The following is an 11,673-nucleotide window of genomic DNA, read 5'->3' on the forward strand; positions in this document are numbered from 1 at the left end:
CCCTGAGGAGTTCTTTCAAAAAAATGTTCATCCATTTTGCACCTGTCGGGTAGGCTTTCCAACCAGGAATTTTTCCGGAGTTCTACCCCGCTACCTGCCCTCCTTATACATGCCAAACGGTTCACAAAAAGATTACTATTCCCAATCAGTTTACGTTGGCTGCAACAGAACCGGTAAAAATGGTACCATTCAGGTTCACAGACACTTCCATTTGGATGGTGAACTACAATTAAAATGCGAATATTTCACGCCTCCCATGGATTATTAAAAAAGTCTTTTTAACTTAATGACAAATTTTCGTATTTGTATTTCATTTATTTTGTAATAAAAAAACTTAAATTCTTTATCGGGACACTGTTTTAGATCACTTTTTACCAAGATGCATGCCTATGAAACGTTGTAAAACCTACTCAGAAAGTTTTACTAAGGGATTGTTCTCCGATCTCCATTTTACGCAAGGCAACAATGTTCCCGACTGGAATAAAATCTCTATTGAATTATCCTCATTCATTCAGGCTTCACCCTGTGCCTGCATGGTTTCGGATTTGCCAAAGAACCAATGGGGATGGGTCAGCGAAAATGCGGAAGCTCTTTTTGGTATCCATCCCCGACATTTACTTAACCCGGGACCATCCTGGTTTCTGCCTATGATACCGGCCACTTACCAGGACGCGGTAACATCCACCATCGAATCCATTTGGGAGCATATTAAAAATCGTTACAAAAGCGAAAATCAGTTGTGTAACTACAACCTTTGCTTTCCTGTAAAGCTGCCAAATGGTCAGGAAAAAGAAATTCTGCAACAAAACACCTTTTACTTACCCGAACGCTATCAATGCAGTTATTTGCTCAGCATTTACAGCGACATTTCTTCCCTACAAGTCAAAAAATCAATCCACGCAACCGTATTGCTGGGTTCCTATTCCCAGGATATCTGTCCGAAAGCCTGCCAATCCCATCAAACTCATTTCAGCAAAAGGGAAAGGGAGATTTCCGTCTTGCTGAAAAAAGGCTACAGCAGTAAATGCATTGCTGACAGGTTGCACATCAGTTTCCACACGGTAAACAAGCACCGACAGAACATGATGGAGAAATCCGGTGCAAAAAATACGGCTGAGTTAATGGCCATGGTAGAATAAATACCTAAAAATCAGTATGGTATAAGGAATACCTTTTTTTTAACTTGCTCCGGTAAACAAACACAAATATGACCGGAAATGTAGCCCTCGATATTTTTATAGGTTTGGTATTTGTATACCTGCTTTATAGCCTTTTTGCCACCGTTATCCTGGAGATCATCAGCACCAACCTGAATATCAGGGGCTGGAACCTGAGGAGAAGCCTGTATTTTATGCTGAACGATAAAGTAAAGCTTGGCTTCCCTGCCCAGTTCTGGTCGGACATTTTGACCATGTTTGGCCGGGGATCAAATTATAAAAAGGGAGGATTGGCAGGAAAAGTTTACAATTCCCCTGGAATAGGCTGCAGAAATACCCAGGGACTGATAAGTGGGGCCCCATCCAATATTACCTGTCAGGGATTTATCAATGCGTTGATTTACGCAATGACATCAACATCGGAAGATCAAAAAGCCCAGGCCATAGGAATCAGGGAGTATCTGGAAAGCGATATAGATAATGAGGAATCGCATAATGGGAAAAAACATTTGCTTTTCCTATTCAATGATGCCAACAGCGACGTGGATAAATTTAAACTCAGGTTGGAACAATGGTACCGGGAAATGACCACAATTTCTTCAGAATGGTATAAAAAACGCATGCAGGTTTGGCTGTTTTTAATCGGATTCGGTTTAGCGTATTGGTTCAACTTAAACACCCTCTACATCACCAAGATCCTGTCCATGAACAATAAAGCAAGGGATCAAATGGTGCAGATGGCAGTAGCTTATCAGGAGAATAACCCTGAAATGGACTCTACTTGTCAAAAGCAAAAGGAACTAAGTCTCTATTACAAAGAAATCCAGAAACAGGCCAGAGAGGCCTCCGACGTATTGAGCCTGCCCAAAGACTTGCCGGAGAAAATAAAAATCAAAAACCTAAAATTGTCAGAAGAGGATTTTATAACCCGTAACGACTCCCTGGTTAGTTATGTCAAGGAGGATTCCACCTACATCACCTTTGAACAGCCGAAAGAATTACAATATTTAAATATAGGCCCCTATCTTAAAACAGGAAACGACGGAAAATTAAAAACCGCCAATGGATTTGCCATATTCAATAAGTCTCGGTATTTCCTGTGCTACCAGCTTTGGGGTTACATAATTACAGCTTTGGGAATTTCCTTAGGCGCCCCTTTTTGGTTTGATTTATTGAACAAGTTGATGCAGCTGAGAGGAGCGGTTTCGCAAAAGGAACCGATGAGGACGGAAACTCGGGAAAGTGGGACCGATAAACCTGATCCAGTATGACAAAGGGAGTGGTGACATGTAATCTTTATATAAAGAAAGATAAGTAAAAAACTTAAATAAATGTATGAATTTAATTTACTGATTAAAACTGCTATGCCGATCATCATCTTAAAACAATATAGCAGAATTATCAAATTATATTTTCTAAAATAATTTTACAAATTTTGAATAAAATTACCTAGATATTCTCTCAATCCGGTGAAGGGATCATATTCTAATATTTATGAACTCAAGTAATTAACAACACTGTACAAACTAGTTTCTTACCAGTTGTAAAACCAACATAAATTAGATATTGTTTTTACAATAAATTTTTCTTAAATTTAATATTATCTACTTCGATAAAATATTTATAACAATTTTAGGGGTATTGTAATAAACAATGTTTTTATCTGTGCAAGTCATGAAAAATCCATTCGTAATATTTTTATTTATCATACTTCCTTACATGGTGACTTATGGGCAACAAAAAGTGGTCAATTATAATATTGACACTGGTACCTTCACCGATGAACTTCCATTTGACGAAAGGTTTACAATCGCATTCACTTCCACAAACGAAATATCCTCCTTAGAGATTAAATACAAAATCCAGAATTATGATGTAAAAAAATTAGAAAAAAATCCAAAAAAATACTATTTTCAGGATCCTACCCTAGTAGACGATGATGGTTTTATCACTGTTACTCGAAGAGCCATTAATAGTAAAACGTTTTCAATTGGCAATATCGGACCGATACATGCTAACACACCCTATACTTTTAATTTTAAGGGGTTTGAAAAAATTGTATTAAATGAAGATGAGGAAAAAAGATTAAAAAATGATATCAAAAACTTTCTTGAAAACATTTACTTAGGTGACAAACAAATACCTGATTTTGAAATCGTTTTAACTGAATTTAACAATATTCTTAAAAAATATGTTGAGGATGATATATTTGAAAGTAACCGGAAAAAAGTGACCGAACTTGATCTATTAGCCTCACTAAGTGTACAAATACGTGAATTAAGAAATCTGCAAAATAAAAGAATTTATCTAGAGGAATCTAACGTTGCAATTGTAGGGAGTATTATTAAATCTTTACCCATAGTATGCTTCGAATTTAACTCAATTAATCTTGATGATAATAATTGGAAAGCACTTAATGGAAATATTAATAAAAATATTGAAAAGTTTAAGGATGTTACTATAAGGGATTTCATTTCATTTTTAAAAGAGGATTGTAATGACTTTATTCAAACAGAAAAATTAATATTAGGTGAAAATTCACTTGTCTTAAATAGCGGTAAATTAAAAATAATCGATACTGAAAAATTCGATAATATTGAAACACTAAATTTCATTTCTTCTGGATTTAAAGCTTTATTTGAGCTTAGGAAGCCTGATCAATCTCCAGAATATTATTTTAGAGAAGGCTCAAGGAATCTTTTCGAAAATTTAATCCATGAATTTGATTATAATATTGAAAGTGGTTATGAGAAGGACGGGTTAACCGCTATATCAGAAAAAATGCTATCCCTTAATAATAAGGCAATATCAGAAATCCCAAATATCCTTGCTAATAAGTATACAGAGGTAATGCTCTCACAAATAGAGTATTATAGTTTTACCGATGTGCAATCCCAATCTACCCCATATGTTAATGTAGATCTAGGTATCTTATATGCCGATGAACTAAATACTCCATTTATTTTGGAGACCATTAACTTTCATTTCAGCCCGATCAACAGGGATGCGCTTCTTTCAGATATAAAAGGATTTTGGAATCATTTAGAAAAAAGACTGTCATTTCAAGTTGGGCTAGCACAGAGGTTAGGACCAACAGATGAAACATTTGAAAATTACCTGGCTGGAGCTCTTGGTACACCTTACGTTGGTTTAGGGTTTAGAGCTAACCGAATCCTTCGGATAAGTACCGGGGCAATATTTTACCAACAGTCAAACCTCAATCCGGTTGTTGATTCAAAATACACGAAAAGTTCCTTTGTCTTCTCAGTATCGATTAACTCTGCTCTATCCAACGCTCTGGGCGGTTTAAATAGCTTAGTAAACAACGATGGAAAATAAACTTAAAAATTACATATTATGCCATTACCTTATATCGTAACCGTTGTCACAGAAAAGAAACCTACCAAAGATATTAGGTTTAAAGAAAATGCAGAAGGCAAATTAATGAGTGAGTCTTGCAAAGTTAAAATAAGAACAACTCCCAAGCATTATGCTGTTGCCGTAAAATGTAAAGTGATTTTCAAAATTCCATCTAAAGATCAAGGATACCTTAGAATGTTGATTGGCGGTAGAGAAGAATCTTCCTTCACCCACGACTTTGGTAAAATAGAGAAAGAATCAAAAAATGAGTATAGCTTTGAATTTCTTTTTATTTCTGATTATTCCATCGAAAATTTAAAAACAGCACTAGGGGGAGTTATTTTCTTGAAAATTAACACCTTTGATTATGAAGATAACTTAACTAGCACTGGCCCTTGGCCAACACCACCTCCTCAATGGGATATCATTTAAAACATCTACCCTATGAATATGCAGCTTTGGAGAATATCCTCCTTTCTTACCTATTTTGGTCTATTTGTAGCTTGCCAAGAGAACACAGATGCATTAATTCCCAATAATGAAATTATTGAATTAATCATATTAGATCCGTCATCAGAAACAGAACTATTTGAAACTTTGGGGGATGGGGAGGCAAGTATAATGTTAAAAGTCCAGATTCCGCATAATGCTGCAGACAAGTACAAATCTGTTAAGTTCACAGCTTCTGACGGCAAGTTTATAAATGATTCAGGTGAGTATATCAAGCGTACGAATTCCGAGGGTATTGCCGTCAGCTACTTGACGGTCCCATTGAAAAGTGGACCATTATACCTTTCCGCCCAGATTGGGGAAAACACTGATATATTCTACGATGAAAAAATCATCAACCTAGTCGATATAGGTAATATTCTTGAATTTGAAATTCTGGATAATTCCTTTCAGCACATACCATCCAATATGAAGGCAGACGGTACTACGATTCTATCCCTAAAAGTTACAGCGAACCATTTTGTAAACAATTTAGGGAGTATTGAGTTTTCGGTATCTGATGGTGAGTTTATTGGTTCAGCTTCCTCATCTATTGCTTTTAACACTGATAAAGAGGCGATAACTAAATTCAAACTCCCTCAAACTCCCGGGGATATTTATTTTACAGCAAAATCATCAGAGAATTCTAGTATACAACAAAATGCAGGCATAAAATTAGAAAGAGCTTACCCTGATCACATTCTATTAGAGCCTAGTTCTCTATTTGTAACAGAAACAGATAACACCATCAACATCGTTACCTATTTGTTGCGAAATGAAGGCTCGGTAAGTATTGGTACCCGCGCAGAGTTTCAGGCCTTCCAAATCGATTCAAACAATCAAGAAAAAACAGTCGGAAGATTTACTGGTTTAACCGAAGCTGTTACTGACGAAAAAGGAAAAATTAGTAGTGTTAACTTTTTGGCAGATACGGGAGATATTGACTTTGATAATCCCATTTTCATTAAGGCCTTTACGACCAATGATACGGGTGACGTAATCGAAGAAATATTGGCTATTAATAATTAGGCGATTCCGATAAAATTAAAGATTTTAAGTTTAAAAAAATAAGACCAAAAAATTTCTAAAATTTTATTTGAATTAGACACCTAATAAATATTGAGCATTGTTCAAATATCCCTAAAAAGTATTTGTTTCCGGAAATATCCTTAAAGGTCCAAATTGCTAGCTTTTATTACAATTAACTAAAGAACCTGACAAACAGTATATAAGTTCAAAATTATTATTTACCAAAACATTAATTTAAAATATTCCCTACCTTAAGCATTCTTTAATCTATATTGCTCCAACATTTAATGGTATCATTGATAAGTTGTTTTGAAAATAACTGGCATTTGTCAATTGGGACAATACAATAAATTGGTTCTTCTACAATAATATCTTTACCATTTTTGAGAAAATTCTGGGCTATAAAACCAAAACATACTACAGCGATAAAAAAAGAAGATAATTGAGCAAATCCAAATAGTTGAATACTTTTTTTATAAATTGTTAAATCATCTGGAGAAAAATATCTTTTTTGCTTAACTTCACCTAATTCAGAAGCATTTTTATTCTCTAATTCAATTTTACTATTTATCTTTCTTAGAGTACTAACATCCAAATAACCGGTCAGATTCATATGGGTAAATAATCCGAAAAATATAGAGAAAATTAAACACCAAAACGAAAAAATTAATAAAGAAGGTGATTCAATACTATCTAAACCACCTAAATTTCCAACTCCTAAAGTAATTATTGCTACAGAAATAGTAATTAAATGTTTATGAAAGCTAGATGCATAATCAAAGGCTTTTATTTGATTCTCTTTCATCTTACTAGCAGAAAAGATGTAATCCGGGGCAAAAAAAGTCTTTCACAGCCTCAAAAACAGAACGTGAAATCATAGGTGAATCGGGACTACTGATCTTTGATTCAGTTATCAATTTTTCTATAAATTTATTTAAATTTATTAGGAAAATTGGCGCTTTATCTAAATTATTTACCTTTTCTACCGCATTGAGAATAAATTTATTTAACAATTCATCAACACCCTCCTCCAATTCAACACCACTTGATTCTAGAGATTCTCTTACGATCTCAAGAGCATAGTTCCTGAAATTCAAATATTCTTGATTTTCACCATTCATACAGTAAAATGTTAATCAATAAAACACATTAATAAATTAATGTAATAATATATAAAAATCCTATTAAATCACCAAAAAAAATAACACTAATTTAGGGATTTTAAATATTCCTGATAACAATTAGACCCAATGCTGTTAAGTTAAGCTTATTGGATTGTTTTTTTTAGTTTCAAAATGAAATAAATTTGATTTTCCCCTTACGGTTTTGGGCATACACTTCCCTACTCCTGAAGCAGGTGCCAATTTTTCGGGCGATATGTTGTGTTTTTTTCTTTCCTTCTGCTTTTTCCTATTTATAGTATTGGTTAATCCTAACCGGTTTTCCCAAACCCTTTTCTCGAAAATTGCCGTCCCTTTTCTACCGCTACCAGCTTTCGAGCTACCTTGGTGACCAGGATTTCCAGTATTTTTTCCACACTTTCCCGGCAGAACAACTCTACAATCCTTTTTCTGAGTTGTAGAAAAGCATTTTTCCAGTTGTATTTGTACGTCAATTTCCGTTTCTTTTTCCTGGTCCTACTTTTCTTTTCAATCTGCTCAGTAGCAGCTATTCCGGCAAGTGCTACCATGTTCATGGCGAGGTTATGGGCATAAAATTCCTGATAGATCCTGTCCAGCACCAGCAGATCATCCGGCCTGGGTGGAATTTCCAACCGGCAGTCATCGAGTAAGCCGGATTCGCCCGTACACATTCTTCCGAGTCTTGCCTGTAGCTTAAGGCCGGTAAGCACGTCATAGACAAGAAGCATACTGGCCAGTGAGGTCTTTGAACTATTGGATTGGACTCCAAAATATCCTCTTATCTGCTTGGATGCTGGCATATTTAGCGTTCTTCCATCGCCACCAAAGACTCTGTACCCATTCCATCTGGCAGTGGGAAACCTATCATTATCATCTGAGCTGATAGCACAGAGATCAGAGAAAAATTGAAATTCAATTTTATAGCCTGCCTGATAGAAAGCACTTCCGGTAACTTCTTGTTTCCTCAACTTGGAAAGGACATCCTCGGTATCAGAATCGGCGGATTCTTTGAACAGTTGGAGCACCGAAAGTACTACAGTTTGGAAGTTAAGTGGGGAAGACCTGGAAAAATGAGCAGGATCCGAGCAGTAAACAGACTGATTATCCGTAGATTGTATTTTTTCAAAGATTTTTTTTCGGACAATCCCAAGATATATCCGTCGTGTTTTGGTTGGTATTTTGTACCTTCATAGCTATATGTTTTAGAAACTTTAAGTTACTTAAAGCAAGCAGGTTTCATAAGGAAAACCGGCTTACTTTGTCTTATAGAGCATTTTTTCTTAACTTAAAAGCATTGTCTTTTTGATGAAAATTGTAATTGGAATTTGAAAAGTAAAAGACCCAATAACTCTTTAAAATTTATTGAAACAAAAACACTAATAAATATGGAGCATAATCTTGGAAATTTAAAAGGCCGATCTAGGCAAATACAGGAAGAAAAACGTCCAAAATCAATCTCGGCTGAAAGACTCGGGGTTTTACTATTTGATATTATAATTGAAATCGAGACTATTTTCAAAAAGGTAAACAGAAGGACTTTTATTCTTAGTTTTTGTTCAGTGTTAATATCTATTACTTCATTGATTTTTTCAATATTTAAATCAGATGATATTACCGTGAATGGTGCAAATTTATTGGGTGTAATGGTTGGCGTACTAACGTTTTTGGTTACTCTTTTAATCGGATTTCAAATATATAAAGCGATTGAAATTGAAGACACCATTGATAAAAAATTGAGTTCTATTGAAGGAAGGATATTTGATTATCTTACAACTCATGTGGATGTGAGAATCGAAGAGAAATTAGATGAAAAAAATAAATAATCAAATGAAGATTTTTTATGATTCTGTCTGACATTAAAGCACTTAATGACGGGTATTCCAAATTAGTCATGGACTGTTCGGTCTTTAGTCCAAGCAATATTTGGTACAACCGTTGATTTGATCCATCTTTCCCTTCACATAGAAATATGCCCGAATCAATCGAGGTTATAATAAGGGCTTCTTTAGTTACTACTAAATTATACAAACCTGAATATGAAGGATTTAACTAGAAAAGATGTTATTAAACTTATCGCAATTGCCACAACGGGCTTAAACCTTACCGGAGTAAAATTGAGTGGAATTGATTTAAGCTGGTTAGACTTAAAAGGAGCTTGCTTAGCAAACACAGACCTGGTTGGCGCAAATCTAATAGGTGCGAATCTGTCTGGAGCAAACTTATGTATGGCCAATCTTAGTAATGCTAAATTAATGATGACAAACTTTGAGCGTGCAAATCTGACAGGCGCAAACCTATCTGGAGCAAACTTAGAAATGGGAAGCCTGGCCATGGCTGACCTGGAATCAACAAACCTAAGTGGTGCCTGCATAGAACAAACCGACCTTACGGATGTAGTAAATTTTACTAAACAACAGGAAAAATCGGTTTTGTAATCCGTAATACCAGTATAGATGCAAAATCATTTGACACACAATAATTGAAACGTTCCTTTGAGGATCTCCAGTTTGGAAGGAGATTCTCAATGCTTTAGTTTTTATGATTAATTTTATTTCTAACAAGTTTAAACTTTAAGGGCTCATGTGCCAACTTAAAAACAGGGATTTTTTTCAATTTACAAAAATCGATAATCTCCTTTTCTACCGACGCTTCCGCCTTAAGGCCAATTAGCACTTCAGCGATAAAATTATCCGGAACTTTGATAATCCTTTCACTTTTTTCAAATGGTTTCGGGTATTGTAATTTTGTGAACCTATATTCCTCTTCGTATTTCCAATCGAAGGCCTTGTGATGGGTAATTATAAACTGACTTTCAGCCTTAAACTCTATTGCAGGCGTGATTTCGGGAAAACTAGAGTTATCAGGATAGATAACAGGTCCTCCGGCTCCAAAAAAATCCGAAGAGGTAAGCATTTCTTTATGAAATCCAATACAATACCCTTTGTGATAATCTGCATAGTGAGACCACATTAATATGCTATCCCACCTTTTGGAAAGCGAAAGCACTCCTAAATGCTTATCATAGCCATCAAACGTACGCTCTTGAAATTCATTTTGAAAACTTTCGCTGTCTTCGTTTATCCTATCTACTATGTATCGGTATTCTTCGTTTAAATCCCAACCCAATTCAATCATTATTTTCGAGTGGTTTTTTATTATAATCCCCGCATATTCCTCGATATCTTCTTGAGTCATGGCTTTAAAATTGGAAGGAATTCTACAATCAAATGGATCATTAAAATCCATTGGAGAGGATAGATAAAGCTCGGATTGAGTCAATGGGGATTTTTGAATATCACTATTCCAACTTCTGTATTTGTAAAGTATTTCGGGTTCAATCATTTAGATAAAGGTGAATAGTCATATTATTTAGTTGATTTAGCAGTGATATAAATCTGTCTGAAAATGTGATTTGGCAATATCAAATCTCCTTTTTCTTTCTTTTTCTGAAATACTCTCTACTAATAGATCATTCAATTCCTTTTCTTTGGTTTGAATAAGGTTATTTAGGCAACTATTATATCTTCGATCTGGATTTTCTCCTTCTGATAGTTCAATTGGTTTATCTAATAAATTCATCATGTTTGAAACGGCATTTTCAACATATTGTAATTCCTATTATCCACATTTATTTGCTTTTAAAACTTCATTCATTTTTTAAGGGTACTACCAAAGGTATTAAATTTGGATTAAAATAATCCATTCATTTTAGCTATCCAAGTCATAAAATGGGCGCAAAGGGAGTTCTCGTGAAAAAAGCATCCAAGGTTGGCCTAGGCATTTTTTTTTGGGCAACATCACCGGAATATCCACCCTAAGATAAAATCGATAGTTTGAACGGCATGGAAGCCGATTTCCCGAAACATATTCGTGAGAAATCCGGAAAATACTTCAAGCAGATGCATTGCGTAAAAATGATGTTCAAAGCATGGCTGAGAAGAACTCATCATTTCGTGAGGGACCTTCAACACTACAATAATGAGTATACCTATCGGTACAATCGATATAAAATGAAAGAAGGGATTTTTGAAAATTTAATGCAAAGGATGGTAGCAAAGACACTTTATCCGGACAAAGCGTTTATTTGATAAGTACCTTATTCAATATTTTTATTAACCTAATTATTTATCAACTTGTAGCGGAAACTCTACGGATATATTTTCTGCTATAATATACATTGGACAATCTAAATATTCGCCAATTATTTTGAATACCGTATTACCTTGTATTACTTCATATTTCTGATTAAATAAACATTGTTCATTTTCGTCAGCAATTGAAAAAAATTTGTCATATAATTTAACTTCTGTTTTCCATTCATATAAGCATTGGATAAAAAATACATTCTTATAAGTAATTAAAATATCGTACTCATTAGCCTCATTAAAACCTGTTTTTCCTCCTATTTTTAAATGTCCTCTCAAATTGATTATTTCAAAATCGCACCACTCATTTTTTTTAATGAATGAATTAATATTTTCTAAAACTTTTTGCAT

General features: G+C 34.6%; 13 protein-coding genes. 7 read left to right on the plus strand and 6 right to left on the minus strand.

Features of this window, described 5'->3' with window-relative positions; translation table 11 throughout:
• The first annotated feature begins 389 nt into the window (after positions 1–389).
• From G9Q97_RS16835 to G9Q97_RS16855, 5 genes are all read left to right on the plus strand, one after another.
• On the plus strand, positions 390–1,139 hold the full coding sequence (locus G9Q97_RS16835; RefSeq protein ID WP_166148914.1) for a helix-turn-helix transcriptional regulator: 750 nt from the start codon (positions 390–392) through the stop codon (positions 1,137–1,139).
• A gap of 68 nt (positions 1,140–1,207) precedes the next feature.
• On the plus strand, positions 1,208–2,428 hold the full coding sequence (locus G9Q97_RS16840) for a hypothetical protein (protein ID WP_166148916.1): 1,221 nt from the start codon (positions 1,208–1,210) through the stop codon (positions 2,426–2,428).
• A gap of 403 nt (positions 2,429–2,831) precedes the next feature.
• Complete coding sequence (locus tag G9Q97_RS16845; RefSeq protein WP_166148918.1) at positions 2,832–4,496, plus strand: hypothetical protein; 1,665 nt, start codon at positions 2,832–2,834, stop codon at positions 4,494–4,496.
• Between the two features lie 18 nt (positions 4,497–4,514).
• Positions 4,515–4,949 (plus strand): hypothetical protein, encoded by a 435-nt coding sequence (locus G9Q97_RS16850; protein ID WP_166148919.1) that lies wholly within the window; start codon positions 4,515–4,517, stop codon positions 4,947–4,949.
• 12 nt (positions 4,950–4,961) lie between these two features.
• Positions 4,962–6,035, plus strand: coding sequence for a hypothetical protein (locus tag G9Q97_RS16855; protein WP_166148921.1), 1,074 nt, complete (start codon positions 4,962–4,964; stop codon positions 6,033–6,035).
• A 262-nt stretch (positions 6,036–6,297) separates the two neighbouring features.
• Here the strand turns inward: G9Q97_RS16855 and G9Q97_RS16860 are convergent, their stop codons facing one another.
• From G9Q97_RS16860 to G9Q97_RS16870, 3 genes are all read right to left on the minus strand, one after another.
• Entirely contained in the window at positions 6,298–6,840 is a 543-nt protein-coding gene (locus tag G9Q97_RS16860; RefSeq protein WP_166148923.1) for a hypothetical protein, read from the minus strand.
• Between the two features lie 4 nt (positions 6,841–6,844).
• Complete coding sequence (locus tag G9Q97_RS16865; RefSeq protein ID WP_166148925.1) at positions 6,845–7,156, minus strand: hypothetical protein; 312 nt, start codon at positions 7,154–7,156, stop codon at positions 6,845–6,847.
• 311 nt (positions 7,157–7,467) lie between these two features.
• Positions 7,468–8,202 (minus strand): hypothetical protein, encoded by a 735-nt coding sequence (locus G9Q97_RS16870; RefSeq protein ID WP_166148927.1) that lies wholly within the window; start codon positions 8,200–8,202, stop codon positions 7,468–7,470.
• 360 nt (positions 8,203–8,562) lie between these two features.
• On the opposite strand from G9Q97_RS16870, the gene G9Q97_RS16875 reads away from it, so the two are divergent.
• Both G9Q97_RS16875 and G9Q97_RS16880 read left to right on the plus strand, forming a co-directional pair.
• Positions 8,563–9,000 carry a hypothetical protein gene (locus G9Q97_RS16875; protein ID WP_166148929.1) on the plus strand — a complete coding sequence of 146 codons (438 nt, stop codon included), beginning with the start codon at positions 8,563–8,565 and terminating at the stop codon, positions 8,998–9,000.
• Between the two features lie 213 nt (positions 9,001–9,213).
• Positions 9,214–9,612: a pentapeptide repeat-containing protein gene (locus G9Q97_RS16880; protein WP_166148931.1), complete on the plus strand. Its 399-nt coding sequence runs from the start codon at positions 9,214–9,216 to the stop codon at positions 9,610–9,612.
• A 94-nt stretch (positions 9,613–9,706) separates the two neighbouring features.
• Here the strand turns inward: G9Q97_RS16880 and G9Q97_RS16885 are convergent, their stop codons facing one another.
• The 3 genes from G9Q97_RS16885 to G9Q97_RS16895 form a co-directional block, all read right to left on the minus strand.
• A complete protein-coding gene (locus G9Q97_RS16885) occupies positions 9,707–10,519 on the minus strand; it encodes a DUF2971 domain-containing protein (RefSeq protein WP_166148933.1) in 813 nt (270 codons plus the stop codon).
• Positions 10,520–10,555: 36 nt separating this feature from the next.
• Complete coding sequence (locus G9Q97_RS16890; RefSeq protein WP_166148935.1) at positions 10,556–10,759, minus strand: hypothetical protein; 204 nt, start codon at positions 10,757–10,759, stop codon at positions 10,556–10,558.
• Between the two features lie 539 nt (positions 10,760–11,298).
• Positions 11,299–11,673 carry a hypothetical protein gene (locus G9Q97_RS16895; RefSeq protein ID WP_166148937.1) on the minus strand — a complete coding sequence of 125 codons (375 nt, stop codon included), beginning with the start codon at positions 11,671–11,673 and terminating at the stop codon, positions 11,299–11,301.

This window comes from Cyclobacterium plantarum (genome assembly GCF_011290685.1).
Taxonomy (GTDB): Bacteria; Bacteroidota; Bacteroidia; order Cytophagales; family Cyclobacteriaceae; genus Cyclobacterium; species Cyclobacterium plantarum.